22 protein-coding genes and 4 pseudogenes are annotated in these 26,978 nt (G+C 60.2%); 23 read left to right on the top strand and 3 right to left on the bottom strand.

Annotated features, from left to right (window positions below; all coding sequences use genetic code 11):
- Positions 1-26 precede the first annotated feature (26 nt).
- From adhP to J3R84_RS34015, 5 genes and pseudogenes are all read left to right on the top strand, one after another.
- A pseudogene (gene adhP, locus J3R84_RS34030) lies at positions 27-1,057 on the top strand (alcohol dehydrogenase AdhP).
- A gap of 4 nt (positions 1,058-1,061) precedes the next feature.
- A pseudogene (locus J3R84_RS38950) lies at positions 1,062-1,277 on the top strand (hypothetical protein); the annotation flags it as partial.
- Positions 1,278-1,286: 9 nt separating this feature from the next.
- Positions 1,287-1,573 (top strand): annotated as a pseudogene (locus J3R84_RS34025) (glucoamylase family protein); the annotation flags it as partial.
- Between the two features lie 28 nt (positions 1,574-1,601).
- Positions 1,602-1,901 carry an ATPase inhibitor subunit zeta gene (locus tag J3R84_RS34020; RefSeq protein ID WP_063991859.1) on the top strand — a complete coding sequence of 100 codons (300 nt, stop codon included), beginning with the start codon at positions 1,602-1,604 and terminating at the stop codon, positions 1,899-1,901.
- A gap of 101 nt (positions 1,902-2,002) precedes the next feature.
- A pseudogene (locus J3R84_RS34015) lies at positions 2,003-4,347 on the top strand (ethanolamine ammonia-lyase).
- Positions 4,348-4,891: 544 nt separating this feature from the next.
- On the opposite strand, the gene J3R84_RS34005 reads toward J3R84_RS34015, so the two are convergent.
- Complete coding sequence (locus J3R84_RS34005; protein WP_207932873.1) at positions 4,892-7,489, bottom strand: SH3 domain-containing protein; 2,598 nt, start codon at positions 7,487-7,489, stop codon at positions 4,892-4,894.
- A 706-nt stretch (positions 7,490-8,195) separates the two neighbouring features.
- Between J3R84_RS34005 and J3R84_RS34000 the strand changes: the two genes are divergently transcribed.
- Both J3R84_RS34000 and J3R84_RS33995 read left to right on the top strand, forming a co-directional pair.
- Positions 8,196-8,459, top strand: coding sequence for a type II toxin-antitoxin system ParD family antitoxin (locus J3R84_RS34000; protein ID WP_203529624.1), 264 nt, complete (start codon positions 8,196-8,198; stop codon positions 8,457-8,459).
- Between the two features lie 45 nt (positions 8,460-8,504).
- On the top strand, positions 8,505-8,780 hold the full coding sequence (locus J3R84_RS33995; RefSeq protein ID WP_203529651.1) for a type II toxin-antitoxin system RelE/ParE family toxin: 276 nt from the start codon (positions 8,505-8,507) through the stop codon (positions 8,778-8,780).
- Positions 8,781-9,080: 300 nt separating this feature from the next.
- Here the strand turns inward: J3R84_RS33995 and J3R84_RS33990 are convergent, their stop codons facing one another.
- Positions 9,081-9,992: a LysR family transcriptional regulator gene (locus tag J3R84_RS33990; RefSeq protein ID WP_203529626.1), complete on the bottom strand. Its 912-nt coding sequence runs from the start codon at positions 9,990-9,992 to the stop codon at positions 9,081-9,083.
- Positions 9,993-10,106: 114 nt separating this feature from the next.
- Here J3R84_RS33990 and J3R84_RS33985 point away from each other — a divergent pair, with 114 nt between their 5' ends.
- From J3R84_RS33985 to nuoG, 16 genes are all read left to right on the top strand, one after another.
- On the top strand, positions 10,107-11,459 hold the full coding sequence (locus J3R84_RS33985; RefSeq protein WP_203529628.1) for an MFS transporter: 1,353 nt from the start codon (positions 10,107-10,109) through the stop codon (positions 11,457-11,459).
- A gap of 44 nt (positions 11,460-11,503) precedes the next feature.
- Positions 11,504-11,902 carry a nuclear transport factor 2 family protein gene (locus J3R84_RS33980; protein ID WP_203529630.1) on the top strand — a complete coding sequence of 133 codons (399 nt, stop codon included), beginning with the start codon at positions 11,504-11,506 and terminating at the stop codon, positions 11,900-11,902.
- Positions 11,903-12,082: 180 nt separating this feature from the next.
- Positions 12,083-12,583 carry an NADH-quinone oxidoreductase subunit J family protein gene (locus J3R84_RS33975; protein WP_025431456.1) on the top strand — a complete coding sequence of 167 codons (501 nt, stop codon included), beginning with the start codon at positions 12,083-12,085 and terminating at the stop codon, positions 12,581-12,583.
- A complete protein-coding gene (gene nuoK / locus J3R84_RS33970) occupies positions 12,583-12,885 on the top strand; it encodes an NADH-quinone oxidoreductase subunit NuoK (protein ID WP_025431455.1) in 303 nt (100 codons plus the stop codon). Before J3R84_RS33975 ends, nuoK begins: the two co-directional genes overlap by 1 nt.
- A gap of 4 nt (positions 12,886-12,889) precedes the next feature.
- Complete coding sequence (locus J3R84_RS33965; protein ID WP_203529632.1) at positions 12,890-14,353, top strand: monovalent cation/H+ antiporter subunit D family protein; 1,464 nt, start codon at positions 12,890-12,892, stop codon at positions 14,351-14,353.
- Entirely contained in the window at positions 14,350-14,604 is a 255-nt protein-coding gene (locus tag J3R84_RS33960) for a hypothetical protein (protein WP_025431453.1), read from the top strand. Before J3R84_RS33965 ends, J3R84_RS33960 begins: the two co-directional genes overlap by 4 nt.
- Positions 14,597-16,357, top strand: coding sequence for a Na(+)/H(+) antiporter subunit D (locus J3R84_RS33955; RefSeq protein WP_203529634.1), 1,761 nt, complete (start codon positions 14,597-14,599; stop codon positions 16,355-16,357). Before J3R84_RS33960 ends, J3R84_RS33955 begins: the two co-directional genes overlap by 8 nt.
- Positions 16,358-16,365: 8 nt before the next feature.
- Positions 16,366-17,841, top strand: coding sequence for an NADH-quinone oxidoreductase subunit M (locus J3R84_RS33950; RefSeq protein WP_203529636.1), 1,476 nt, complete (start codon positions 16,366-16,368; stop codon positions 17,839-17,841).
- The gene (locus J3R84_RS33945; RefSeq protein WP_203529638.1) at positions 17,838-19,277 is read left to right on the top strand and encodes an NADH-quinone oxidoreductase subunit N; all 1,440 of its coding nucleotides are present in this window, start codon (positions 17,838-17,840) and stop codon (positions 19,275-19,277) included. The genes J3R84_RS33950 and J3R84_RS33945 overlap by 4 nt, the downstream gene beginning before the upstream one ends.
- Positions 19,278-19,431: 154 nt before the next feature.
- Entirely contained in the window at positions 19,432-19,797 is a 366-nt protein-coding gene (locus tag J3R84_RS33940; protein WP_025431449.1) for an NADH-quinone oxidoreductase subunit A, read from the top strand.
- Complete coding sequence (locus J3R84_RS33935; protein WP_025431448.1) at positions 19,785-20,288, top strand: NuoB/complex I 20 kDa subunit family protein; 504 nt, start codon at positions 19,785-19,787, stop codon at positions 20,286-20,288. Before J3R84_RS33940 ends, J3R84_RS33935 begins: the two co-directional genes overlap by 13 nt.
- The gene (locus tag J3R84_RS33930) at positions 20,285-20,821 is read left to right on the top strand and encodes an NADH-quinone oxidoreductase subunit C (RefSeq protein ID WP_057208369.1); all 537 of its coding nucleotides are present in this window, start codon (positions 20,285-20,287) and stop codon (positions 20,819-20,821) included. The genes J3R84_RS33935 and J3R84_RS33930 overlap by 4 nt, the downstream gene beginning before the upstream one ends.
- Positions 20,822-20,850: 29 nt before the next feature.
- Positions 20,851-22,065 (top strand): NADH dehydrogenase (quinone) subunit D, encoded by a 1,215-nt coding sequence (gene nuoD, locus J3R84_RS33925; RefSeq protein ID WP_203529640.1) that lies wholly within the window; start codon positions 20,851-20,853, stop codon positions 22,063-22,065.
- 17 nt (positions 22,066-22,082) lie between these two features.
- Positions 22,083-22,595, top strand: coding sequence for an NADH-quinone oxidoreductase subunit NuoE family protein (locus tag J3R84_RS33920; protein WP_057208365.1), 513 nt, complete (start codon positions 22,083-22,085; stop codon positions 22,593-22,595).
- A 4-nt stretch (positions 22,596-22,599) separates the two neighbouring features.
- Positions 22,600-23,865, top strand: coding sequence for an NADH-quinone oxidoreductase subunit NuoF (gene nuoF, locus J3R84_RS33915; protein ID WP_203529642.1), 1,266 nt, complete (start codon positions 22,600-22,602; stop codon positions 23,863-23,865).
- Positions 23,866-23,895: 30 nt separating this feature from the next.
- Positions 23,896-26,514 (top strand): NADH-quinone oxidoreductase subunit NuoG, encoded by a 2,619-nt coding sequence (nuoG, locus tag J3R84_RS33910; protein ID WP_203529644.1) that lies wholly within the window; start codon positions 23,896-23,898, stop codon positions 26,512-26,514.
- Positions 26,515-26,537: 23 nt separating this feature from the next.
- Here nuoG and J3R84_RS33905 read toward each other — a convergent pair whose 3' ends face one another.
- Positions 26,538-26,978 carry a CBS domain-containing protein gene (locus tag J3R84_RS33905; protein ID WP_057221315.1) on the bottom strand — a complete coding sequence of 147 codons (441 nt, stop codon included), beginning with the start codon at positions 26,976-26,978 and terminating at the stop codon, positions 26,538-26,540.

Below are 26,978 nucleotides of genomic sequence, written 5' to 3'. Positions count from 1 at the left end.
TACATGCGACATGGAGGATAACGGAAATGGCACAGACGATGAAGGCGGCTGTCGTTCGACAGTTCCGCGCTCCGCTAACCATCGAGGAGATGGAGGTTCCGACTCCGCGACCGGGACAGATACTGGTGAAATATGAAGCCACCGGTGTGTGCCATACCGATTTGCACGCGGTAAACGGCGATTGGCCAGTGAAGCCGACACCCCCCTTCATTCCGGGACATGAGGGTGTCGGCTATGTCTCGGCCATCGGCGCGGGTGTGAAAAGGGTGAAGGAAGGCGACAGGGTGGGGGTGCCATGGCTTCACTCTGCTTGCGGCTATTGCCCTTATTGCCGGACTGGTTGGGAAACTCTTTGCGCCTCGCAATCGAACACCGGATACTCGGTCAACGGAACCTTCGCTGAATTCGGACTGGCGGATCCCGACTTCGTCGGCAACATTCCCGATGGGTTGGAGTTCGGGCCCGCTGCGCCCGTTCTCTGCGCTGGTGTCACTGTTTATAAAGGCCTCAAGGAAAGGAAACGGAAGTCCGCCCTGGTGAATGGGTGGCCATCTCGGGTGTTGGCGGTCTGGGCCACATGGCCGTTCAGTACGCGAAGGCGATGGGCATGAAGGTTGTCGCCGCTGACATATTCGAAGAAAAGCTGGCCTTGGCCAAACAACTTGGTGCCGACATCACGATCAACGGCAAGGCAGACGATGCCATTGAACAGGTGCACAAGGCCACGAATGGCGGCGTTCATGGAGCGCTGGTGACGGCCGTTTCTCCCGCCGCGATGGAACAGGGTTTCGGGTTCATGCGGTCGAAGGGCACGATGGCCCTCGTCGGCCTCCCTCCTGGGCAAATTTCCCTGCCTGTGTTCGAAACAGTCCTGAAACGTATTACCGTGCGCGGATCGATCGTGGGTACCCGCCAGGACCTGGAGGAATCGCTTCAGTTCGCGGCGGAAGGCAAGGTAACGCCCCATTTTTCGTGGGAGCCCCTGGAGAGCATCAACGATATCTTTCATCGGATGGAAGCGGGCAAGATTGACGGTCGCATCGTCATGAGATTGTAGCAGCTTGCATTACGGCAGAACTCGTTACAGCGAAGTCTTTGAAATTGGAGGCTCGACGAAAAACCGTCAGGCAAACGCATACTGGCGCGCTTCGAATTACCTTTCTGGTTGGTCAGAAATATCTGCCGAACTACTTCTTTATTTCCCATATCTGACCACAAGGCGGCACTGGGAGTGGGCAAGCAACGACAAGGGACGCGACCCCGGATGTTGTGCTTGTTTTGGCGATGTCCCCACTCTCGAGACGCTTGCCGCATTCCACCTCGGCACGACGCGTCCCTACGGGCCCTAACCGTCGTTCAACCAGACCTATGCTGTGCAGAAGACAGGTGGGTGCCTATCACTACCGCATCGACCAAAGTCCCGTCGTCCTGATGGTTGAAAAGCTATAGAACCGGACTGGTCTGGGAGATTATGCGTCGGTGCGAGCCACAGGTGGTAGGGCTTCGGCGCGCAGGCTTCGCTGGGGCTTGCTTTGACAATGCAAATGCAAGCGCTGATAATCACTCTCGTTGAATTTCCGATGGCATTCGCGGGGGTTTCAATGAACAGCCACCATGAAGACATGTTCAGAATGGTACGCCGAAACAAGCTCGTCGGCATTTGGGCGGCGAAGAGGCTCGGGCTTGTGGGCGAAAGTGCCAAAGCATATTCAGACGACCTCGCCAAACTCAGCAGAATTCGCTGTGAGTTCAATGCGGCTGGTGTAGTCCGTTCCGACGACCAGGTTCTGCACATCAAAAGCCAATGCCGGTTGGACGAAGGCAACAAGAAACATGCGATGCGGGCTGCTGCCAGCGACGTCGCACTGGCGCAGATCGGCCGCAATTTCTGGTCGAAATGACTTCCAATCAATTCTGGTGAAGACAGCAGACAGTAGATTTACGCATGCGCCGTCCAGCCGAGTGGCGGGTGCACCGGACCTTGTGCAGAAAGGAAATGGCCATGAGGAAGGGCTTATTGTCTATTCGACATAACGAGCTTTCCAGAAGAGACCTCCTGGTGATGACAGGAATTGCCACGGTCGCAAGCAACATTCGTGTGGCCAGATCAGCAAACGGCGGAGGCCTCCTTGCGATCAAAGAGGTAAAGCAGGGCGAGGACGTCTTTGGATATCTCAACAGCGTTAAAGGCGGTTTTGATCAAGCAGCTTACCAGCAGGTGATAGGCGCGGCTAATGAGTTCAAGGAGGGAGATCAAGCAATTGGAGTGGGAGCCGCAGATGAGACAACACGTAGGAACGCCCGCGCCCTGTTGGCTAATACGACGATTAAGGACCTCTACGAGCGCCCATTGTTTGAGGACAATTTACAAAAATTGATCTGGGAGACCACGGACCAACCCCAATATGAAAAGGTGAAAGATTGGACAATGGGCCAACTGAAGGATTTCCTTCTGGCGGCACCAGAGAATGAAATAAAGGGCATCATGAATGGCCTAACCAGCGATACAATCGGCTTTGTACCGAAACTGATGAGCAATGAAGACCTCATCTCCCTCAGTCAGAAGATTTTCAATCCGATGCCGGGCACCAAAATGGGGGAAAAGGGATACATGGGCGCACGGATCCAGCCGAATTCTCCCACAGACCATCCCGATGATATCGTCTGGCAGGTCTTCGATGCCTTCTCCTATGCAACCGGCGACATTGTCATCGGCACCAATCCGGTGGACAGCACGGTAGGGAGCGTCGTCGCGGTTGAAAGCGCGCTTAAGGATATTGTCGACACTTTCAAGCTGGAGGAAGTGATCCCTTGGTGTGTGCTAGCGCACATTGATGTCCAGGCCGAAGTCGGCGAGCGTTTCCCAGGAACCGTTTCCACGATGTTCCAGAGCCTTGCTGGGACAGATGTCTGCAACAAGATCTTTGATATTACGAATGAGAAGATCCTGAATTATGCGCGTGCGAAGAAGGGGGAAAGATATGGCCTCTACTTCGAAACTGGGCAGGGCTCGGAGTTCACCAACGCGGCGGCAAACGGTGTCGACATGATGGTGCTCGAATCCCGAAAATACGGATTCAGCAGAGCGGTGGGGATGGAACTTGCGAAGGTGCAGCCCGAGGGCGCTTGGCTGCATGTCAACGATGTTGCCGGATTCATTGGGCCAGAGGTTTTCAAAAGCCGCGAACAATTAGTGAGATGTTGCCTCGAAGATTTGGTGATGGGCAAGCTCCATGGGCTATCCATCGGCTTGGATATCTGCACTACCCTGCATATGTCGGTCAGCCTTGACGATCTGGATTGGTGCCAGGATCAGATATTGCCGGCCAATCCCGCTTATCTGATTGCGCTGCCTACCAAAAACGACCCGATGTTGAGCTACCTCACCACGTCGTTCCAAGACCACGTGCGACTGAGGGAAAAGTTTGGCTTCAAGGTCAATGATGCAATATGGGATTTCTACAAGCGGTTAGGAATTGTTGGCGAGAACAACAGCTACACTGCGAACTATGGAGATCCTCTCTGGGTGTACTATCAGTACCGCCTCGCAAAGGGAGATGGTAGGTCCAAGGATGCGATCTACGCGGAAGGCCGACAGAAAATGCTGGAAGTTGAAGAGAGAGGTGTCGACCTCGCTTCGGGGCACGGTGCGAATATCTGGGATCTTAATCCAGAGCTCGCAGTCAAAGTGAAGGGGCTGTACGACGACGCCAAGCAGTCTCTCTGGGCCGAACTCACGTCGGAGTTTATCGCTGCAGTGCCTGATGTCGTACCCGTCCACACCTTATCGAAGGACCGAAATGACTTTATCGCCCACCCGAGCACGGGTGAATTGCTGAGCCCGGAAGCAATAGGAGATATCGCAAGAATAAAAGACTCTTGGGAAACGATATGCCCAAAGGTCAGATCGTCATCTCTGACGGTCTCAATGCCAAGGCCATCATGGACGACGGACACCTTGTCCCTTATCTTGAGGAAGTACGTCGGCTGCTTGCCGGGGCCGATGTCACGATGAGCGACAAGAACATCGTGGTGACCAGTGGAAGAGTGCGAGCCGGCTACCGGATCGGCGAATTGCTTTTCGAAAATGCTGATCCCAACAGTTTCAGAGGAATCCTCCACATCATCGGTGAACGACCTGGAACCATGCATCACGCCTACTCGGTCTACATCACCGTCGCCAAAGGCAAGCAATGGTCCGAGAAGAAAATTGATCATGACATCACGAAACTCGTGAGCAACGTCTCAGATACGTCCCTGCCGCCAAAAGAAGCTGCAAAGGAAACCCTGACCATTATAAGGGAGATCGTCGGGAAAAATGTGAATAGTAGCCGTCGCTTTGGATAGCAACAGTTACGTGGACGAATGAATCCGCGCCTACTGGTTACGCGAGACCAAGGATTTCAGGGTCCAAGAATCGGCCTGGATGGGCGGCCGCTCTACAAATTGAACAAACTCACTCAAAGCACGCGAACTTTTTCTACTTTCGATTTCCCGGTCGTGCGATCCTGGTCTACGTCCTAGCTCACTTTTTGCCCTTCGCTTAGTGAACTGCCACCCTGCAAAGCGACACGTGTACGGACACGTCAGGGCCTGCATTTTCGGGTGTAATTAATGCTGCCAGTGGCCATAAACAAATGCTCGACAGTTTCACGGCTGAGCGAGAGGACGTCGCCTGCAATCTGTTTACTTTTGGCTTCGGCAGCAGTGGCTGACTGACGGTGTCGGCAACAGAGGGACGATCTTGCGGCGCTCCTTCATGTCGATCTGGGAGTACATGTATTTCACGCGCTGTTCCTTTCATGAGGTAAGCCGCTGTTATCTCCCGTAAAAGTTCCATGTCTGAGCGCCGCGACCTTCCACAGCCGACAATATTGCCGTTTCCGCGCCATCACCTCCGGCCACCACCACCACGGCCACCCCCACCACGGCCACCACCACCGCCCCGGATGGCAGCCCCGCCACGGCCACCGCCACCGCTGAAGCTCCTACCTCCACCGCCGCCGCCACTGAAACTCGGATTACCGCCGCGGCCACTTCCTTCAAACCGGTCGAAGCTTCCCGAGTACGGCCGATTGTACATTTCGAACTGGTGAGACCGTTGATTTCCCATCTGACGTCCGGCGCGGTCAATGGCGAGATGGTCGGGCGCACGGTCTCGAGTCCGACCCGCGCTTGGTCGTTTCGCCGGTCTGTTGGCGGGCCGAGAACCGGCGTTCGGCCGCTGCTGAATCTTGTTAAGAGCGTCGGGATGTTTGGCGGCGAAATTTTCGCCGGGCTTCTTCAGGTTTTCGCTGGAAGGCTTCTCCACCGGCGTCCATGCGCCGTCGGTGTGCTTCTGCCACTGCCCGTCCTGGCGGCGATAAACGCTGCCGTCGCGGCCGGCGTAGAGGTCACCACCTTTTTCACCGGCGACGAAGCCACGGTTGCCCTCGGAGCTGCGCCAGCGCACCGCCCCGGAGTCCCCCGTGGAGCCACCGCTGACGCGGGCGTAGTTTGCGCCCTTCTTCACGCTCACCGATCCCCACGAGCCGTAGACATTCTCTCCGCCCCGGACGACCGCGGCGTTCCCGTTGCGCGGGTTGTAAGCCGCGACAAACCCGCGTTCGCCCGCTGGTCCGGCGACCGCGCCGCCGCGAACATAGGTTCCCGTTCGCGGATTGTAGGCCGCCCCGCCGACGATCCCGCGATAGGGACCATAGGCGTAGCCGTAGCGGCCGAATGCCCCGATAGCCGAATTGTAGAACACGTCGGCCCCGTAGGTTATCGGCGGGGGATAATAGGGCCAGTTGCCGTCCTCCCAGTCCGTATCCCAGTAGTCGTCATAATACCAGCCGGTGCCATAGACATAACTGTCCCAGGCCAAATAGCCCCCAAGATAGCCCATGGTATAACCGTACCAGACAGCCTCATTCTCGGTGTTGTAGATGTGCACATAGGTGGCGTTGTACACCGGTGAGGACGGCGGGATGGTGTAGACTTCGTCGGGAACCGCCTGCGCCACCACGAACGGGCCGGTCGCGGTATCGCCGACAAACCATATGCCGTCCTTGAGAACGAAATACTTGTCCTTGACCTTGATCACCAGTTCGTTGGTGTTGACCGCGTAGGACATCTCAGTGCCTTCAATCGGCACGAACTTTGGCTCGCCGCTGTAGGCGACATCGACCTTGACCGATCCGTCGAGCGCGACACGCGCCATCCTCGGAATGCTGGCCCTCAACCGGGCCTCGGCGTTCTCGGAGGTTCCCGGTACCGAGGAGCGAACCGTGTAATAGGGTACATCGTCCGGTATGTTCTGGAAGTCAGTCGGCAAGGTCGGCGTGGCGAAGGTCCAGGGGCCGTCAAGCGCGGAGGACGAGAACCAGCGGCCGGAGAGAAGCACATACCAGCGCGCATCGGCGTCGCGGTAGAAAACGTCATTCTCGCTGTTCGAGGCCCATTTCAGCCCCGTGCCCGGAACCGACACGAGTGCCGGCTCTCCTGAGAACTGGATGAGCTCGGCCGGCTTGTCGGAATAGACCACCTTCGGCGACGGTCCGCCTTCGAACGGTTGGGGCGGGATCCCCGCGTGTGCATCCTTCCAATTCTCGTCGTCAGGCAACCTCGACAGAACCGGCGGCAGAGTGGTGGCGACCGTCCAGTTTTCGTCCAGATCCTTCGAGGTCAGCCAGGATTTTTCGTTGCGCAGATAGTAGGTGTTGTCCGCGTCCGTCCTGAGAAGGTCCCAGTTGGTGTTGACCGCGAAACGCAGCCCTTCGACGCCCTTTATGGGCGAGAAAACGGGCTTGCCAATCGTCTGCACGAGGATTGCGGGCGTCTTGCTAATGAAAATCGGAGGCGGGTCGGCCTTCAGGCCTTGGACGTCATCGACGCGCTTGTAGTCGGCGAGGCTCGCTGCCAGCCGCTCCTCGCTGAGCGTCAGCGTGCCGGTAGGCATTAGTTTTCCCACCTCCAGCGATAGTTCTGCGAGGCGCGGGCGGTTGAGTGTGGAAAAATGGATCTCCGTGACGTTGACATTGCGGATGACAACGTCGTCGGTATCGTTATCGGAAACCGTTTGGCCGCTGACCCCGATAATGCCAAAAATCGGGGTGGTTTCCTTGGACGCACGGTATTCGGCGGCGATCAGCGCTGAAATCGTGGTGAAATTCTCCCAATCGGTGATCTGTGGTTGATAGAGGGTCATCTCCCCTCCGGATTCCATGGTGTAGGTACGCGGCCAGCGCGGTTTGTCGGCCTCGACTTCGTCGAGGTATTTGCCGCTGATGAACCCCGTCTTGCTGTCATGGCGCACGGCGCACCAGGCACCGCTGGCGTCGCACTCGATTAGGTCTACCTGCGTGCCTGCCTTGATCGTTTCAAATTTTGCAAAGCCCGTCCCCGGGCCTTCTCGGAAATTGACGTTCGCCGTTAAAACCGCGGGACTGGCCGCGACCGGTTCTGCAAAAAGCGCCACCGTCATCAGCAGAAACACCGATACGCGCATATTCGATTCCTCCTGAGGGCTGCGCGTCAATGCGCCGGCCATCGATACACGACGTGCGATCCCGCACTATATACAGTAAATTCCCACACGAACGCCGCGACAAGTGCGTAACTGTTAACATCGGAACAGATCCTGCGGTACGTGCGTTTGGCCATAACATCCTTGAGGTGCGTGGATACCGCGACGGCTCCAAGGAGGGGAATTGTCCTCCGCCTCAGCTTAAGCCCACCGCGGGGATTGCCACGGCATCGGCCTCATGGTCCTCTGGGTCGTCTTCGGCGATGTTGCGGATCTCGAAATCGATTTCTCAAAGGTTTGGGACGATATCAAGCGCGGTGCGTAATCTGCCCGCCGCTAACCGAAAGGCTGCCTTGCGGGTCCGGAGGGCGGCGATGAAGACCGCTCCCAGATGCAGTGCGTTCAACGCGTTGGGCGCAAGCGCCGAATGTTCCTCCTGCCGATGGGGCCTTGAGCGCAATGTTCGGTTTGCGCGAGACCGTCGGCTCGGCGCCGAGTCGGACAAGTATTTCCAAGGTCGAAAGGCCGCTTGGCGGGGCGCTCATAGAAGGTTGCCCTCTTGTCCGGTCACTTAGATCCCGTTTCATCGTGGCCGAATGCCTATTCCAAACATAAATAACAATAGTTGATAACTGTTGTTAGTCTAAGCGCCCTGACCTATAATGATTTCATCAGGAGGTTAGATGCCATGGCAAGTTTTGCACTGAACGAACACTACGAGAAGTTCATCAAGAAGCAGCTTGATTCCGGCCGCTACAACAATGCCAGCGAAGTCGTCCGGGCTGGTCTGCGGTTGTTGGAGGATCAGGAGGACGCCCGCGAACGCTGGCTGAATCAGGAAATCCCGGGCCGCTATGCAGAATTGAAGCGTGATCCCTCCAAGGGGATTCCTCTCGATGAGGCGTTCGCCCGCCTTGAGGCTGAACATCAGGCGCTGGCGAAAGCCAAATAGGGAAAGAAATATAAGATCATCCTGCATGAGCGAGCCGAGGTGGAATTGCTTCAGCTTTACCGCGAGCTCGCCAGCGTCGAAAAAGCCGGGCCCGTTATGGCTTGGAATTATATCAGCGGTATACGCCAGTTCATTGCGGAACTGGCAACGTTCCCCAAGCGGGGAACCGTGAGGACTGGCCTTGTTCCTGGTCTTCGGATTATCGGTTACCGCCGGAGCGTGAGCATCGCCTTTGTAGTCGAAGAGGTGCACGTTTTGGTTTTGGGTGTTTTCTATCGCGGGCAGGACATTACGGTTGAGGTCCTTGAGGGGCGACTGTGAGCGATATGGGAGACCAGCAGGGCCGGAGTATTGTGAGGCCCAGAAGGCACAGGCCACTGGGTTGAAAGCCGAAGCATCAGAGCATGGCTTGCTGCTGGAAACAGGACGACGCGTAATGCGCCCCGTTTGCAACACTGTCCTTTATGGCGACTGCATCTCCTTGATTCAGCGCCTTCCGGGCGGGGCGGTGGATTTCATGACCGATCCTCCGTATCTTGTCCGCTACCGTGACCGTCGGGGCCGGACGATTGCCAACGTCGGGAACTTCCGGGCAGAAGTCCGCCTTGCCGTGCCAGGAAATTAACGACGGACATAATCCTTGAGGAAACGCAGCCAGGCCCGGATTTTCTGCGGCACCATCTGCATGGGCAGGTGCATCGCGTAAATCTGGTGATCGGGGAAGCGATAGGACGGCAGGGCGTCGGCCAACGTGCCCTTGGCAAGTTCTGGCGCGACGAACCAGTCAGGCAGAAGCGCAACGCCTGCGCCGGCAACCGCCAGCGCCTTCACAACCGATGCGTTGTTGGCAAGTAGCCGGGACGGACGAGGCACCTCGAACGCGCATTCGCACCCGTCTTCGTCGAACATTGTCCAGCTTTTCACATGGTCGACGGTCGCATTGCTGATGTGCGGCAGCGCGCTCAGCATCTTGGGCGCACCAACGACAGTTCGATCAACGCGGGCGAGGATGTCCGGCGACGCGACTGGCCTGAGCTGATACGTCCCCAGGTGCACACCAGCATATGGCGACGTCTGGAATTGCTCGTTGCGCCCCAGCCGGATTGCGACGTCAAAGCGGTCGCGCAGGAGGTCGACATTCGTCGGATAGGCTTCGAACTGGACGTCGAGGTCTGGATGCAGCGTGGTGAATTTCTGAAGTGCTGGAGCGATCACCGCAACGCCATATTCAACAGTCGATGTCAGGCGCAAGCTGCCGGTCAGCACCGTTTGCTCCGTGCGCGCTTCGGCAATCGCCTCATCGGCTTCCGTGAGAATGCGCAGGCAGCGTGCATAGAATCGTTCGCCGGCATCGGTAAGAGCAAGACTGCGCGTGGTGCGATAAAGGAGCGTGACGCCCAATTCGCTTTCGAGCTGCTTGACGTTGAAACTGACTGCGGCTCTGGCCTGATTGAGTTGCTTGGCAGCCGCTGTGAACGATCCTGTTTGCACGACGGCTCGGAAAACAGTCAGGCGATCAAGACTCACCGCCATCCAGGCACTCCAATTGGTAAATCAAATCGACAAGTGTTGTCGAATTGTATCGCCTTATTCGATGATATGAAAGGGATTACCCTGCGGGCGTCATTCCTATCGAAGGTTTTACCGTTGTCCGCCCGCTCCCGAATTGCCACCCTCTATCTTCTCGGTTTCGCCGTCGATCTCGCAAGTATGTTCATCTTCAATACCGCCCTGCCGGCGTTGCAGCGGGAGCTGAGCGCATCGGTGGTGCAACTCGCCTGGGTCGGCACGATCTACATGCTCGGCCTGACTGTCGCCATTCCGCTGGGGAGCTGGCTTGCGCGCCGGATCGGCGAACGCCGCGTGTTCATTGCCTCTCTGCTCATTGTGGCGGTGGGAAGCTTCGGCGGGGGTATGGCCACTGGGATTGCGACGCTTCTCGCCTGGCGGCTCGTTCAGGGTCTCGGCGGAGGACTGCTCGTGCCGGTCGGCCAGAGCATGGCCTATCGCGCCTATCCGCCGGAAGACCGCGCCCATCTGACGGCCGTGGTCATGACGGTTGCGCTGCTGGTGCCGGCACTTTCACCCGCCATCGGCGGGATCGCTGCCGATCATGTGTCCTGGCGCTGGGTGTTTATCGGTGTTGCGCCACTGGCAGCGGCGATAGCAGCATTGGCCCTTGCCTGGGCGCCGGTCGATCGGTTGGCGGAAGCGAAGCCGGCGCTCGACATTGCCGGCTTCCTGCTGAGCGCCATCACCCTGTTTTGCCTTCCCCTTGGCCTGACGCTCACTAGTCAGGCGGGACGCGGCGTTCATGCCGCGATTGTCCTTGCCTTGGCGATTGTCGCGGGCGCCGCCTATGTCCGCCATGCGCTGCGTTCGCGCGAACCGCTGCTTGATCTGCGTCTGCTCTCCGATCCGATGCTCAGGACTGGCAGCATCATCTACCTGTGTGTGCCGGGCGTTTTCACGGGCGTAAACCTGATCGCCTCCCTGTACTTGCAGGACCGCCTTGGTCTGACGGCCACACAAACGGGAATGCTTATGCTCCCATGGGCAGCCGCATCCTGCGTCGCCATCATGTCCACGCGGCGGATGTTTGCGTCCCGAAGCCCGCGCTCGCTCTTTCTCGTCGGCATGACCGTCACCAGCGCCGGCGTGCTGCTGTTGGCCACACCATTCGCCGGAATGTTCACCGTCAGGATCGCGTCCTTTGTTTTGATGGGTTTCGGAGCGAGCCTTTGCACGAGCACGGCCCAGACGGCAGCCTTTACGTCGGTTCGAACGGAACGGATGGCAGAGGCAAGCGCGCTGTGGAACATCAACCGTCAGCTCAGTTTCTCGCTCGGTGCGAGTGTGCTGGGAGGCTTGCTGGGGCTTTTCCTCGCGACGAGCGGCGGCGCGGACGACGCTCTGCCTTACCGCTACTGTTTTGTGATCGCTGCCGTTCTGATCATGTTTCCGCTGCCCTTCGTTCTGCGCCTGCGGCGAGCCGATTAGCGCGCGGAGCCCATTCTTTCACAATGTCCGACAAGGAGCCGAACATGACCGATACTGAAAGATTCTTCCGTGAGATTGTCGATGTGCACGTCACGATCGAACGCTGGTTCATCGGGGCGGCTCGGCCTGCCGATCTGGTGCAACTGCTCGAACGCTTCTCGCCTGAGTTTCGCATGATCTCCGTGCAAGGGACCGCGCTTGGCAAAGAGGGCGTGGGCGAATTGTTCGGACGTCTGCACGGGAAACGCCCAGAGCTGCGGATCACGGTCGACGAGATGCAGATCTGTCATGAATGGTCGGGCGGAGCCTGCGTAACCTATCGCGAGACGCACGCGGATGCGGGCGGGGTTCAAACCGCAAGACGCTCGACCGTCGTTTTGGAAGCTTCAGCGGATGGCTCGCTCCGATGGCGGCATCTGCATGAAACGTCGGTTGCGGCTTAGGCACGTCTACGATGCCCCTTGTAAAGTTCCCTCCGAAGGTCGCCCCTCTAGCCGACCGCCGACAATAATCTTGTGAAAAATCCGATACTAGGGCACAATTTGTGAACGCATCTGAAGTGCGGCGCTACTCCAATCCGGCCGTCTCGCCGAGTGACAGTTCGCGCCCGAGGGGCGGCGTCGATGGATCAGGGGTTCTTTCTTCTGTTCGCTACGGTGGCCGTGGTCGCGGCCCTGATGGTCGTCGTGGCGCGGAATCCGGTTCACAGCGCATTGGCGTTGATGGCTTGTTTTCTGCAGATCTCCGCAATCTTCATCATGCTCGAGGCGCCGCTGCTCGCCGTCATCCAGATTTTCGTCTATGTCGGCGCGATCATGGTGCTGTTCCTGTTCGTGATCATGATGATCGACGTGCGCGAAGCCGTCTTGCAGCGGTTCTTGCCCGGCGGTAGCCTTCCAACTCTCGTGCTGCTCGTCCTACTTGGCATCGAGATGCTCGTGCTGGTGCTCCGAAGCGACCGCTTTTCCGTCGTCGAACCGGTCGCGACGCGCGACGGTGACGCGATCAGACAGCTCAGCACGACGCTTTTCTCCGACTATCTCCTGCCGTTTGAAGCCGCCTCCGTGATCCTGCTGGCGGCCCTGGTGGGCGCCATCGTGCTGGCGCGGAAGGAGTCGGGGTGATGGTTCCGCTCTGGTGGTATATTTTGCTCGGAGTGGCCCTGTTCGTGATCGGAGCAGCGGGCGTCTTGCTCAGACGCAATATTCTGGTTGTGCTGATGTCGCTGGAGCTGCTGCTCAATTCGGTCAACATCAACTTCATCGCTTTCGGCCGTCAGTACGGCGATTTCCGCGGGCAGATCTTCGCGATCTTCGTCATCGCAATCACTGCGGCGGAGGTTGCCGTCGCCCTCGGCATCTTAGTCGCCCTTGTGAGGAACAAATCCACCCTCAAGGTCGACGATGTGACCATGATGAAAGGATAGCGGCTTGGACCCGGAGACAACGATCCGGCCGCTGCTTGCCGTCGCCGTCCCGGCTCTGGCGGCCCTGGCCGTTGTCCTTCTCAACAACCGCGAGAAACTCCGCGACGTCGTCTCGCCGTTGGCCGCAATCACCCTGTTCGCGATTGTCGCATCGATGGCGCCCACAGTTCTGGCTGGCGGGACCGTCGATTTGCGCCTTTTCGAGATACTGCCGGGGGTCGACTTCGCTTTCCGCGTCGATGCGCTCGGCATGGTCTTTGCCACAGTATCGTCACTTCTATGGATCGTGGCCGCGATCTATTCCATCGGCTACATGCGGCACCTGAAAGAGCATGCGCAGACCCGGTTCTTCGCCTGTTTCGCCACCAGCCTGGCAGCGGCCGTCGGGGGCGCCTTCGCCGCCAATCTGTTTACGCTGGTGATCTTCTACGAGGTGCTCAGCCTCGTTACCTATCCGCTCGTCTACCACCACGAGGACGAAGAGGGATGGAAGGGCAGCCGCAAGTATCTCGTCTATCTGATGGGCGCGTCGAAAAGCGTGCTGCTTGCCGCGCTGGCCCTGACCTATCACATTGCGGGGTCGTTAGACTTTGTGGCGGGGGGACTGCTGGCGGGGGCCGATGCCTCGGCGGCGCTGCTGACAGTCGTCTATTTCTGCTATCTTTTCGGCTTTGCCAAGGCCGCCGTGATGCCGGTGCACGCATGGCTACCTGCCGCGATGGTGGCGCCGACACCAGTCAGCGCACTCTTGCATGCGGTGGCCGTGGTCAAGATGGGCGTATTCTGCGTGCTGCGCGTGGTGTTCCACGTCTTTGGCGTCGGGCTGGTCGGCGAGCTGGGCCTCGGCACAGCCACGGCCTATCTGGTCTCGTTCACCATCCTGATGGCGTCGGTCTACGCCCTGACCCGGGACGATCTGAAGGCCAGGCTCGCCTATTCGACGGTGAGCCAACTGTCCTATATCGTGCTGGGCGTGGTTCTGTTGTCGCCGGTCGCAATGGTCGGCGGGATCATCCACATTGCCGCGCATGCCTTCTCGAAAATCACACTCTTTTTCTGCGCCGGGTCGATCTATTGCGCGTCTGGCAAACGGAACATCAGCGACATGGCCGGTATCGGCCGTAGGCTGCCCTGGACGATGGGGGCATTCTTTGTCGGCTCGCTCAGCATGATCGGGGTGCCGCCGACCGCGGGCTTCGTCAGCAAGTGGTATCTGGCGCTGGGCTCTGTGGAGGCGGGGGAGATTGCATTCCTGATCGTGCTGTTAGTGAGTTCGGTTCTGAACGCCGCCTACTTCCTGCCCGTCAGTTATGTCGCCTTTTTCGGGACGGAGGTGCAGGAGAGCCCGGCGACGGTCCGTGAAATTCCGATGATGACGATCCCGCTGGTCGCAACCGCCATCCTTTCGGTGCTGATGGGCATCTTTCCCGGCTATTTTCTCGCCCTGGCGGACGGAGTGGTCAAATGATCAAACGCGTCGTCAACTTCTTTGGTGACGAAGAATATGCCAGGCAGCGCCGCCGATTGTTCTATCTGGTGCTCGTCCTGATCGTCGTCGCCGACTTTCTGGTTTCTCGCGAACACGCCGAATACCTGTGGGACCGCCTGCCTGGTTGGTCTGCCGTTTACGGCTTCGGCTCCTGCATGGTTTTGATTTTCGTTTCCAAGTTCCTCGGCCACCAGTGTGGGCTCATGCGGCGCGAGGATTACTATGATTGATTTTATCCATCCGAGCCTGATCTTCATTCTCGGCGCGCTGCCGATCCCGTTGCTCAACGGGTCGATCCGCAAGGCCTATCTGCTGCTGGTTCCGGCGCTGGCGATCCTTGCCGTGCTTGCAATGCAGCCGGGCAGCTATGGCGAGATGCAATTCATCGGCCAGGAAGTCCTGATCGCGAAGGTCGACAAGCTGAGCATCGTCTTCGCCACCGTTTTCACCATTATGGCGCTGATCGGAACCGTCTACGCGCTGCACCTGTCTCACGCCGGCCAGCATGTCGCCGCGTTCGTCTACGTCGGCAGCGCGCTCGGAGTGGTGTTCGCCGGCGACTACCTGACCCTGTACCTGTTCTGGGAGGCCATGGCATTTGCCTCTGCCTATCTGGTCTTCGCCCAGGGCAGCCGGCAGGCGATCGCCGCCGGTTTTCGCTATCTGATGGTCCACATCACCGGCGGGGTTGCCCTGCTCGGCGGCATCATTCTCCACGGGCTCGCCACCGGCTCGCTGCTTTTCGGTCCGATCGAGGGTGGGATGGGCGTCGGCGCCTACCTGATACTTGCCGGGTTCCTGCTCAACGCGGCGGTGCCGCCGCTCAACGCCTGGCTGACCGACGCCTATCCGGAGGCGACCGTCACCGGGGCGGTGTTCATGAGCGCTTTTACCACCAAGACCGCCGTCTACGTGCTCGCGCGGGCGTTTCCGGGCACCGAGCTTCTGGTCTGGCTCGGCACCGCGATGGCGCTCTACGGCGTCATCTACGCGGTGCTGGAGAATGACTGCCGGCGACTGTTGGCCTATCACATCGTCAGCCAGGTGGGCTACATGGTGGCGGGCATCGGCATCGGGACCGAGATGGCCGTGAACGGGGCAACGGGCCATGCCTTCGCGCATATCCTCTACAAGGCGCTTTTGTTCATGGGGGCGGGGGCGGTCATCTACGTCACCGGCCGTCGCAAGCTCACCGAGCTTGGTGGGCTCTACAAAACCATGCCGATGACCGTGGCGCTCTATATGGTCGGTGCCTTGGCGATTTCGGCATTTCCATTCTTCTCCGGCTTCGTCACCAAGTCGATGGTGGTGGCCGCCGCCGGGCAGGACCATCGGGCGCTGGTGGTGCTGGCGCTGACGATGGCGTCGTCGGGGACATTCCTGCACACCGGACTAAAACTCCCGTACTATATGTTCTTCGGCACGGATCAGAAGCTGGAGGCGCGCGAACCGCCCGGCAACATGCTGGTCGCGATGGGCATGGCGGCGGTGCTGTGCATCGCGATCGGGGTGTTCCCCCAGGCGCTGTATGCGCTGCTGCCCTATCCGGTCGACTTCGAACCCTACACCGGCGTCCATGTCACCGAGAGCCTCGGCGTGCTGATGTTTACAGCGTTGGGGTTCGTGTTGTTCCTCAAGGCGCTCGATCCCGAGAATACGATCAGCCTCGACACTGACTGGTTCTACCGCAAGGGCGCACGGGTCTTCATGTGGATCGCCGAGAAACCGCTGGCGCGCTACGAGAAGGCGGTGAGCGACGTGTCTGAGACTGCGGCGCTGCCCTTCCTGCATGGGGCAGCACGGGCGGGACTGCGGATCGATCTCACCGGCGTGGACGCCATCGTAAACGGCGTTGCCCGCTCGATCCTGCGCGGCGGCGCGGCGCTGCGTCGGCTCCAGACCGGCGTCGTGACCCACTACGTGCTGGCGATGATTGTCGGTGTGATCGCAGCCGTTGCCGTCTTCGCCGTGGCGTGGCGGTAGGAGGCGCGATGGGATTCCCGCTACTCAGTCTCATCGTATTCACGCCCGTCGCCGGGGCAGCGGTTCTGATGTTTTTGCGCCGTGACGATGCGGTGCGGTGGACAGCACTCGGTGTCACCATCCTCGACCTCGCTCTCTGCTTGGCCATGCTGGCCAGTTTTGACACTACTACCCATGAGATGCAGTTCATCGAGAGGCACCCGTGGGTGCCCGCGCTTGGGATCACATATGCGCTCGGCATCGACGGAATAAGCGCGCTCTTCGTGTTCCTGACTGCGCTGTTGGGCTGGATCTGCGTGCTTGCCTCCTGGGCCGCGATCGACCGCAAGGTGAAGGAGTTCATGGTCAGCCTGCTGGTCATGCAGGCGTTGATGCTCGGCGTGTTCTGCGCGCTCGACCTGTTCTTGTTCTACGTCTTCTGGGAGGCGATGCTGATCCCGATGTACCTGATCATCGGCGTCTGGGGCGGCGAAGGCCGGGTCTATGCAGCGTTCAAGTTCTTCCTCTACACGCTGGCGGGAAGCCTCCTATTCCTGATCGGTGTCATCGTGCTCTATTTCCACGGCGGCAAGACCTTCGACATCCTCGCCCTGACAGCGCAGGATTTGCCGTTCCAGGTCCAGTCCTGGCTGTTTTTCGCCTTCCTGATCGCCTTCGCGGTCAAGGTCCCCATGGTTCCGGTCCATACCTGGCTGCCGGATGCCCATGTGCAGGCGCCGACGGCGGGCAGTATCATCCTGGCGGGCGTACTCCTGAAAATGGGTGCGTACGGATTCCTGCGGTTCTCGCTGCCGATGCTGCCTGAAGCGTCAGTGCACTATTCGACGCTGATGATGGCACTTTCGGCGCTTGCGATCGTCTATGGCGGGCTGCTTGCGCTGGCGCAGGATGACCTGAAGAAGCTGGTGGCCTATTCGAGCATCAGCCACATGGGCTTTGTGACGTTAGGGATTTTTGCGCTGAACCTGCGCGGACTTGAGGGCGGCATCCTGCAAATGTTCAATCATGGCGTAACGACGGGAGCGTTGTTCCTGCTCGTCGGTCTGATCTACGAGCGGACACACACGCGCAGCATGGCGGAATATGGCGGGTTGATGAAGGCGGCGCCGTTCTATACCGCGTTTCTTGCGTTGTTCGTCCTGTCGGCGATGGCGCTGCCGGGTACGAATTCGTTCGTGGGGGAGTTGCTCGTGCTGTCGGGCGGGTTTGCGGCCGACTTGGCCGTCGGCGCGACCGCTGTTTTGGGCGCATTGCTGGGCGCGGCCTATCTGCTTGGCATGTACAGGAAAGTCGCGCTTGGCCCGGCCAGCGTCGGCGCCCGGTTCAGCATACGCGATGTGAATGCCCGCGAGATGGTCGCAATCCTGCCCCTGGCCGCCTTCGTGCTTTGGGTCGGGCTCTATCCGAAACCCTTTCTCAACATTATCGATGCCTCCGCGAAGCATCTGCTGATGCAGGTGCACAGTAAGGGGAGCGGCCAATGACCGCCGCCGCGCTCTTCCAGTCGGTGCTGGCGAGCCTGCCCGAGATCGTGGTGATCACGGGGGCCTGCATCCTGCTGATCCTGGGACAGTTTCTGCGGAAGGGAAGGGAACCTTTCCTCATCTGGGCTTCCGTGGCGGTCGTGCTGATTGCCGCCTCTGTGACACTCATGCTCGCCGGCGCGGCGCAGCCGGCCTATGCCGGCATGTTCATCGCTGACCGCTTCGCGGTCTTCTTCAAATTCGTGTTCTACCTCGCCACCGTTCTGACATTCCTGCTTTCGCGGCGATATGCCGAGACCGAAGGGATCGGCAGCAGCGAATACTATGTCCTGCTGCTTCTTGCGCTTTCAGGAATGATGATCATGGCCTCGGCGACCGACCTCCTGTCGGTCTATGTCGGCGTCGAACTGATGGCGATCTGCACCTATGTGCTGACCGGCTTCCTGCGGCGAGAGCAGCGGTCGAACGAAGCGGCGCTGAAATACGTGATCCTTGGCTCGGTCTCGACCGGGATTTTCCTGTACGGCGTTTCACTGGTCTATGGGCTCACCGGCACCACACAATTGGACGCGATGGCTGCGGCGGTGACCGGCGATCCACTCGATCCCGGATTGCTGCTGGCTGTTGTCTTCATCGTCGCGGGGCTGGTCTTCAAGGTCGGCGCGGTGCCTTTTCACATGTGGATCCCGGACGTCTATGAAGGCGCACCGACGACGATCACGGCCTTCATGTCGGTAGGCCCCAAGGCGGCGGGGTTCGCGGTGATCCTGCGGGTGTTCCTCAATCCGCTGGTCGCGACCTCGGACGTTTGGATTATCCTCGCGGTCCTTGCTGTGGTGACGATGGCGCTCGGCAGTTTCGTGGCGCTGGTGCAGGATAATTTCAAGCGACTGCTGGCCTATTCGAGCATCGCCCATGCCGGGTTCGCCATTTTCGGCGTGGTGGCTGGCGGCGCCGACGGGATCGCCAGCGTGATGCTCTACCTGTTGATCTACTCTTTCATGAATCTCGGCATTTTCGCCACCGTCATCATGATGCGGAACGGCGATTTCTCGGGCGAGATCATCGAAGACTACGCGGGTTTCGCCAAGTCGCGCCCCGGATTGGCGCTTCTGATGCTGCTCTATCTGTTCTCGCTGGCCGGTATTCCGCCGACGGCTGGTTTCTTCGCCAAGTTCTACGTCCTGGTCGCGCTCGTTGAGCGCGGTTTCGTCATGCTGGCGGTGATCGCAGTGCTGCTGAGCGCCATCGCTGCCTACTTTTACATCCGCATCGTCATGGTGATCTACATGCGGGAGCCGGAACGGGCGTTCGAGCCGGCACTGACGCCCTTGGTCCGCGTCACGCTCGCCTTCACCGCCGTCGGCACCATCGGCATCGGCCTATTCCCGGCGTGGTTTCTGAGGCTTGCCCAGCATTCGGTTTTGGGGGGCTAATTGATTGGATTTGCAATGATCCGCCCGGGGGAATAAACTGGAAGTTCAAGAAAGGATAGCCCAAGTCCCTTCCCTGGGCGACGCATTACCGGTCCCGAATTGGGTCGGTCGCGGCCTGAGGAAAGCCCTCGGCGGGTGAACGGGGCAACGCGATATGACTGCGATGGAGTTCCTCCCGGTTCTTGTCATGGTCGCCGGAGTTGTTCTGGTGGCGGGGGCGACGCTGTTTGTCTCTTCGCTGCTGCGTCCGTCCAATCCTTATCCCGCGAAGAACATGCCCTACGAATGCGGCATGGACCCGGCAGGCGAGGCTGCCGGCGGCCGCTTCCGGGTGCAGTTCTTTGTTCTCGCAATCCTGTTGGTCGTCTTCGATGTCGAAACGATGTTCCTCTTTCCCTGGGCCGTCGTGCTGAAAGACATCGGACTGGTCGGCTATGTCGAGATGTTCGTCTTCATAGTGCTGCTTCTTGTGGGCTTCGCCTACGCCTGGCTGAAGGGAGCGCTGGAATGGGAGGCGTAAACAATGCGATCCGCGACAGCGTGCTGTTCACCACCGCCGAGAGCGTTATCAACTGGAGCCGAAAATCGGCGCTGTGGCCCGAGACCTTCGGTATTGCCTGCTGCGCCATCGAGATGATTTCGGCGGGTTGCGCCCGCTATGATCTCGACCGGTTCGGCGTGGTGTTCCGGCCATCACCGCGCCAGTCCGACGTGATGATTATCGCCGGTACCATAACCCGGAAATTCGCGCCCGTCGTACGCCGGCTCTATGATCAGATGCCGGAACCACGCTGGGTTATCGCAATGGGCACCTGCGCAATCTCGGGCGGGGTCTACAACACCTACGCTGTGGTGCAGGGAGCGGAGACCTTCGTGCCAGTGGACGTGCATGTTCCCGGCTGCCCGCCACGGCCCGAGGCGCTGATGCATGGCATCCTTCTGCTTCAGGAGAAGATCAAGAAATCCCGAGCGCTGGCCGGGACGCCTCTGGACCGGATCGCGGTGCCATGAGCGTGGAGACACCCCTCGATCTCATCCTGATCACGGAGCGCTTCGGCAACGCAATCGACGATCTTGGCTTCGCGCATGGCGTTCACGCCTTCGCCGCTCGACCCGACATGGTCGTCGAGCTTTGCCGGTTTCTGAAGGAACACCCGGCGCTTCGGTTCAATTTCCTGTCGGACATTTGCGGGGTCGATCATTACCCCGAGTTGCCGCGCTACGAAGCCGTGTACCACCTCTATTCGCTGCCGAACAAATGGCGCGTACGCATCAAATGCCGCCTCGACGATCCGCCGCGGGTCCCGTCGGTGACGGGCGTCTGGCGGACGGCCAATTGGCATGAGCGCGAAGCCTGGGACATGTACGGGATAAGGTTCGAGGGCCACCCCGACTTGCGGCGGATCTACATGTGGGAAGGGTTCGAGGGCTTCCCTCAGCGCAAAGACTTTCCGCTCCGGGGCTACAAGGACGAGCTGAACCCGTTTGGCGCCGAAGGCCCGCCGCCGACACAGCCCGACCTCGCGACCAAGGACATTCCATAAGGGAGGCCGCTCCACGTCGGGAATTTGAGATGACCGAAGTCACGGAACTGAGCAGGCCGGAAGGCGAGGCGCTCGACACCAAGGAGGTGCTCCTCAATCTCGGCCCACAACATCCCAGCACGCACGGGGTGCTGCGGCTCGTCCTTGAGCTGGACGGCGAATATGTCGCTCGCGTGGACCCGCATATCGGCTACCTCCACCGCGGCACGGAAAAACTGGCCGAGAGCTTCACCTACACCCAGATTTTTCCGCTGACCGATCGGCTCGACTATGTCTGCCCGCCGTCGAACAACCTGGCCTTCGCGCTCGCGGTGGAGAAGCTCCTGGGCATCAAAGCGCCGATCCGCGCGCAGTATATCCGCGTGCTGATGGCCGAACTGGCGCGGATCTCCGGTCATCTCCTGATCACCGGCGCGCTGCCGCTGGATCTGGGGGCAATGACCGCGTTGCTCTACGCCATGCGCGAGCGCGAAATGATCATGGACTTGCTGGAGATGATCAGCGGCGCGCGGATGCACACCTCCTTCTGCCGGGTTGGCGGTGTGCGCGAGGACCTGCCCGACGGTTTTTTCCCCAAGATCAGGGAGTTCTGCGACATCTTCCCGAACCGGATTCGCGACTATGAACGGCTGATCGAGAACAACCGGGTGTTCCTGAAGCGAACGCAGGGAATCGGCGTGATCACCGCCGAAGACGGCATCGATTTGGGCCTGAGCGGCCCGAACCTGCGCGCCTCCGGCGTCGACTGGGACATCCGCCGCGACGAACCTTACGAGATCTACGACCGTCTCGACTTCAACGTTATCACCCGCGAAGAGGGCGATTGCTATGCACGCTGGCAATGCCGGGTCGAGGAAATGCGCGAGAGTATGCGCATCATCGAACAATGCCTCGGGCAGATGCCCGAGGGGCCGTTCCAGATCGACATGCCGACGGTCGCTTTCCCCGTGGACAAGGACAAGGTGCATTGCTCGATGGAGGCACTGATCCAGCACTTCGACCTTTCGGCGTATGGCTTCAAGGTGCCGAAGGGTGAGGTCTATTCGGCGATCGAGGCGCCAAAGGGCGAACTCGGGTTTTACATCATCAGCGACGGGTCGGAAAAACCGTTCCGCATGAAGGTGCGGGCACCGTCGTTCGTCAACCTCCAGGGCCTGTTCGGGACGAGCAATGCGCACTACCTGGCCGACATGATCGCCGTTCTGGGCAGCCTCGACCCGGTGATGGCCGAGGTGGACAAGTAACGGGAGATTTGGACGCGATGAACATGCGCGAAAAAATCGAAGTGGCGGCGGCGCGCTATCCGAACCAGCGCTCGGCGATCATGCCCGCGCTTCTGATCGCGCAAAAGGAGCATGGCCATCTGCCAGGCCCCGTGTTGGAAGAGGTCGCCGACATCCTCGGCGTCGAGCGGATCTGGGTCTACGAGCTGGCGACGTTCTACACGCTCTTCCGGACCGAGCCGGTGGGGATGTTCCACTTGCAACTCTGCGACAATGTCTCCTGCATGCTGCGTGGATCCGAGGATTTGCTGAGGCACCTGGAGGCGGTGCTGGGGATCAAAAAGGACGGCACGACCCTGGATGGGCTGTTCACGCTCTCGACCGTTGAATGCCTCGGCGCCTGCGAGATGGCCCCGGTGATGCAGGTCGGCGACGACTATTGCGGCGGCCTCGACATTGCGCGGATCGACGCGCTGTTGGAACGGCTGCGGGCGATGGCGGGGCAGGCGATTGGCGCCGATCCCGCCACCACAGCACCGCCGGGAGAGTAGTGTCATGATGGAACCCGTCCTTCTCAGGAATGTGGGCGTGCCGGACGGCCATCAGCTCGCGACCTACGAGGCCGGCGGTGGCTACCAAGCGCTGGCGAAGGCGCTTCGTGAGCACACGCCCGACGAGATCATCGATCTTGTCAAAGAATCCAACCTGCGCGGTCGCGGCGGGGCCGGTTTCCCAACCGGCATGAAATGGAGCTTCGTTCCGAAGCGCGTCGGCAAGCCGAAATACCTGTGCTGCAACGCTGATGAGGGCGAGCCGGGCACCTTCAAGGACCGGATCATCATGGAACGTGATCCGCACCAGCTGATTGAGGGCATGGCTATCGGCGGCTACGCGATCGGGGCTGAAACCGCCTATGTCTACATCCGCGGGGAATACGCGCTGGCGATCCGGCGGCTCGAGCAGGCGCTCGCCGAGGCGCATGCGAAGGGATATCTGGGAAAACGCATTCTCGGCTCGGATTTCAATTTCGCCGTGCATATCCATTGCGGTGCCGGTGCCTATATCTGCGGCGAGGAGACAGCGATGCTCGACTCGCTAGAAGGCAAGCGGGCGCAGCCGCGCTTGAAACCGCCGTTTCCGGCGGTCGAAGGCCTCTACGCCAGCCCGACCGTCATCAACAACGTCGAAACATTGGCCTGCGTTCCGCATATCGTGGCGCGAGGGCCGAACTGGTTCCGCAGCATCGGTCCGGACAAAAGTCCCGGTCCGAAGCTCTACTGCCTCAGTGGCCAGGTGCGGAAACCGGGCCTTTACGAGCTGCCGATGGGCATACCACTGCGCGAACTGGTCGAGGAACGCGCCGGCGGGCCGCTGCCTGGACGCAAGATCAAGGCGGTGATCCCAGGCGGCGTCTCGGCGCCAGTGATCCCGGAGCATGGGCTCGACGTTGGGATGGATTTCGACTCGCTGGCGGCTGCCGGCTCAATGCTCGGTTCGGCCGGGGTCATCGTAATCGACGACTCGACCTGCATGGTCAAGGTCGCCACCCGCATCATCGAATTCTTCCACCATGAGTCCTGTGGCAAGTGCACCCCGTGCCGCGAAGGGCTCAACTGGGTTGTAAAAGTGCTACGCCGGGTCGAGGCGGGGCAGGGGGCGCCGGGCGACCTCGAACAACTGCAGGCACTCTGCAAGGGCATTTTCGGCAACACGTTCTGTGCTCTGGGCGATGGTGCGGCCATGGGGCTGCGCGCGGCGCTGACGCATTTCGAGCATGAATTCGTCGCCCATATCGAAGCGGGCAGGTGCCCGTTTCACTGAGGAGCGCAAATAGAAGGCCGCAGGAAGGCAATGGTTAGCATCACGATAGACGAACAAACACTGGAAGTGGAGGCAGGCTCGACCGTGCTGCAGGCCGCCGAGCGTTTGGGCATCGACATCCCGACCTTCTGCTACCTGAAGCGGCTGCCGGCGCTGGCCTCCTGCCGCATGTGCCTGGTGGAGATCGAAGGGCAGCGGCGGCTGCAGCCCGCATGCGCGACCGCGGTCACAGACGGCATGGTGGTGCGGGCAAACACGCCGCTGATCGAGGAAACACGCTCTTCCATGCTCGACATGCTGCTCGCCAACCATCCCCTCGATTGCCCGATCTGCGACAAGGGCGGCGAATGCGAGCTTCAGGACCTGGTGATGGCGTACGGGCCCCGCGAAAGCCAGTTCCGTGATGCCAAACGTGTGTTTCACTCCAAGGACATCCGCCTCAGCCCGGTCATCATCATGAACGTCAACCGCTGTATCCAGTGCCAGCGTTGTGTCCGGATGTGCGAGGAAGTGGTCGGCGCCGTCGCCTTGGGCACGGTTGAAAAAGGCATGGATACCGCCGTGACCGGCTTCGAGGGCAGCCTCGCGAGTTGCGACCAATGCGGCAATTGCGTCGAGGTCTGTCCGGTCGGTGCGCTGATGAGCTTTCCCTATCGCTACAAGGCGCGGCCCTGGGATCTGGCCGAGACCGACACGGTCTGCCCGCATTGCGGTACTGGTTGCCAGCTGACCGTCGGCACGCGCAAGGGCGAGTTCATGCGGGTCCGCTCGAAGCAGGAGCATGGGTTCAACCGCGAAACCCTTTGCGTGCGGGGGCGTTTCGGCCTCGACTTCGTCGGGAGCCGGGACCGGATCAAACGGCCGATGGTCCGTCGTGATGGCGCCCTCGTCCCGGTTTCCTGGGAAGAAGCGGGGAACTATCTGCAACGGCGGTTCTCTGCCGTCCAGGGAAAGGTCGCGGGCGGGCTGGCCTCGCCGCGCCTTCCCAACGAGATTCTTTACCTGTTCCAGAAACTGATGCGGACGGTGTTCCGGACCAACAACATAGACTGCGGGTCGCGTTGGGCCACACCTTCCGATGCGCTTGGCCCATTGCTGGCGAGTTTCTACACACGGGCGCCACTGGAGGACGTGATCGGCAACGATTGCGTGCTTGTTGTCGGTGGCAACGTGACCGAGGAAAACCCGGTCACCGAATATCTGTTGCGGGACTGCGCGCGGCGACGGAAGACGGGCTTGCTCATGCTCTCGGCGCGGCCATCCCGTCTGGACGCCGATGCCCGGGCGGTCGTTCGCGTTCCTCCTGGCGGTGAGGCGGCCGGCCTTGCCGCGGTCGTGGACGGTCTCGTTGCGGCGGCCGGTCAGGCCTTGCCGGGCGATGTTGCAGTGGATATCGGCGCGCCAGCCGGCAGGTTGGGAGCGACCGATGGTGACGGGCCGGACCGCGTCGCTGCTGCGCTGCTGAACAGCGGCAGCGTCACCGTTCTGGTCAGCGTCGATCTCCTGAGATCTCCGCTTGCGCGCGCAGCAGTACAACAGATCAACAAGCTGCTGCGGCTTCTCCGTGCCCTTGGCAAGGACCTGGCGATGCAATTCCTGTTCGACCGTGCCAACCAGTTGGGCGCCTGGGACATGGGGGTTCTGCCGGCAGCGCTACCAGGACTACGTGCCGTCACCGATGATGTTGCGCGCACAACTCTCGAACAGGCCTGGGGCGCCGCGATCCCGTCTGAGCCGGGCGCAGATTTCGGGACCATGCTTGAGCTCTGCGACGGCGGGCGGATGGGCGCGCTCTATATCGTTGGAAGCGACCCAGTGATGAGCTATCCGGACCGGAAACGCGTCACGCGGGCGCTTGGCGCCGCTGATCTCCTGATCGTACAGGACGCATTCCTCACGGACACGGTGGGGCTTGCCGATGTGGTGCTGCCCGCAGCGAGTTACGGCGAAGAATCCGGCACCTTCACCAGCAATGAGGGCAGAACCCAGAAAGTCTGCAAGTTCCGCGAAGCCACCTTCGAGGCGCGGGGCAATCTGGCGATCCTCGACTTTGTCGCGGCGCTTCGAAATCAGCAGTTACGGCCGTCGACGCAAGCCGAAATCTTCGACGAGATGACCCAACTGGTCCCGGCCTATCAGGGGCTGACGCTGAACGGGCTTGGCATTGACGGAGCATTTACCCGATCGGTGCCGACACCGCCGGCTGATGAGTTCCTCGCGCCGCCGCCTGCCATTCCGAATGCCGGCGACCGGCTCATGCTGATTACCGGCAACTGCCTGTTCCACAACGGATATCTTTCTGAACGCTCCGCGATCCTGAATACGGTTGCTGCCGAGCCATATGTCGAGATGAGCGAGCGCGATGCGGCGCAACTTGGTGTTGCGGATGGCGATCACGTGGTCGTGCGATCCACCCAGGGCGAACTGACAGCGCAGCTCAAGATCAACAGGCACTTTCCCAGCGGGCTCGTGTTCGTGCCGGAAAATTACCGAGACCTGCGTCTCAACAGCCTGATGCGGCAGGGCGAATACCCTTGTCCGGTGGAGGTTGAAAAGGTGCGCGCCGCCTTCGATGCGGCGGCGGGAGCCGGGGCAGCAACTGAAAATCCCGGCCGAGGCATTGCCGAGCTTCCGGGCAGTCCACCCTAATTCCCGCTCCCCGGTTTGCGCCCTCAGTGATAGGCGGTGCCGGCAATGTAGTCGTGCAGTGCCTGTTCATTGCGCAGCGCTTCTTCGAGCCGGTGCTTGACTACGTCGCCGATGCTCACCACGCCGGCAGGCGCGCCTCCGTCCATGACCAACACATGGCGCGTGCGCCAATTGGTCATGATGGCCATCACATAGGGCAGCAAATCCTCTGTTGAGCACGTCGCCACATTGCGGTTCATGATGTCGGCGACCCGCATAGTGGGCGCCCCGGTTCCGTATTCAGCCACTGCATAGCAGCAGTCCCGCTCTGACACTGTGCCCAGGCATTCCCCGGGAGAACGGCTGACGACTACGAAGCCGATATTGTTCGCCCGAAACAGCCGCAGGACTTCTTCCATCGTCTGATCCGGCGTAACCGAGATGAGGTTGGGAGACTTGGTTTTCAAAATTTGGCAGATATGCAT

The organism is Ensifer canadensis (assembly GCF_017488845.2).
GTDB lineage: Bacteria > Pseudomonadota > Alphaproteobacteria > Rhizobiales > Rhizobiaceae > Ensifer > Ensifer canadensis.
This window is presented reverse-complemented; position numbering and strand designations above follow the sequence as displayed.

What these genes read in the sequence shown, in the direction of transcription:
- J3R84_RS34020 (WP_063991859.1), top strand. Translation starts at nt 1,602, where the DNA reads ATGAACAGCCACCATGAAGACATGTTCAGAATGGTACGCCGAAACAAG.
- J3R84_RS34005 (WP_207932873.1), bottom strand. Translation starts at nt 7,489, where the DNA reads ATGCGCGTATCGGTGTTTCTGCTGATGACGGTGGCGCTTTTTGCAGAA.
- J3R84_RS34000 (WP_203529624.1), top strand. Translation starts at nt 8,196, where the DNA reads ATGGCAAGTTTTGCACTGAACGAACACTACGAGAAGTTCATCAAGAAG.
- J3R84_RS33990 (WP_203529626.1), bottom strand. Translation starts at nt 9,992, where the DNA reads ATGGCGGTGAGTCTTGATCGCCTGACTGTTTTCCGAGCCGTCGTGCAA.
- J3R84_RS33980 (WP_203529630.1), top strand. Translation starts at nt 11,504, where the DNA reads ATGACCGATACTGAAAGATTCTTCCGTGAGATTGTCGATGTGCACGTC.
- J3R84_RS33975 (WP_025431456.1), top strand. Translation starts at nt 12,083, where the DNA reads ATGGATCAGGGGTTCTTTCTTCTGTTCGCTACGGTGGCCGTGGTCGCG.
- nuoK (WP_025431455.1), top strand. Translation starts at nt 12,583, where the DNA reads ATGGTTCCGCTCTGGTGGTATATTTTGCTCGGAGTGGCCCTGTTCGTG.
- J3R84_RS33960 (WP_025431453.1), top strand. Translation starts at nt 14,350, where the DNA reads ATGATCAAACGCGTCGTCAACTTCTTTGGTGACGAAGAATATGCCAGG.
- J3R84_RS33955 (WP_203529634.1), top strand. Translation starts at nt 14,597, where the DNA reads ATGATTGATTTTATCCATCCGAGCCTGATCTTCATTCTCGGCGCGCTG.
- J3R84_RS33950 (WP_203529636.1), top strand. Translation starts at nt 16,366, where the DNA reads ATGGGATTCCCGCTACTCAGTCTCATCGTATTCACGCCCGTCGCCGGG.
- J3R84_RS33945 (WP_203529638.1), top strand. Translation starts at nt 17,838, where the DNA reads ATGACCGCCGCCGCGCTCTTCCAGTCGGTGCTGGCGAGCCTGCCCGAG.
- J3R84_RS33940 (WP_025431449.1), top strand. Translation starts at nt 19,432, where the DNA reads ATGACTGCGATGGAGTTCCTCCCGGTTCTTGTCATGGTCGCCGGAGTT.
- J3R84_RS33935 (WP_025431448.1), top strand. Translation starts at nt 19,785, where the DNA reads ATGGGAGGCGTAAACAATGCGATCCGCGACAGCGTGCTGTTCACCACC.
- J3R84_RS33930 (WP_057208369.1), top strand. Translation starts at nt 20,285, where the DNA reads ATGAGCGTGGAGACACCCCTCGATCTCATCCTGATCACGGAGCGCTTC.
- nuoD (WP_203529640.1), top strand. Translation starts at nt 20,851, where the DNA reads ATGACCGAAGTCACGGAACTGAGCAGGCCGGAAGGCGAGGCGCTCGAC.
- J3R84_RS33920 (WP_057208365.1), top strand. Translation starts at nt 22,083, where the DNA reads ATGAACATGCGCGAAAAAATCGAAGTGGCGGCGGCGCGCTATCCGAAC.
- nuoF (WP_203529642.1), top strand. Translation starts at nt 22,600, where the DNA reads ATGATGGAACCCGTCCTTCTCAGGAATGTGGGCGTGCCGGACGGCCAT.
- nuoG (WP_203529644.1), top strand. Translation starts at nt 23,896, where the DNA reads ATGGTTAGCATCACGATAGACGAACAAACACTGGAAGTGGAGGCAGGC.
- J3R84_RS33905 (WP_057221315.1), bottom strand. Translation starts at nt 26,978, where the DNA reads ATGCATATCTGCCAAATTTTGAAAACCAAGTCTCCCAACCTCATCTCG.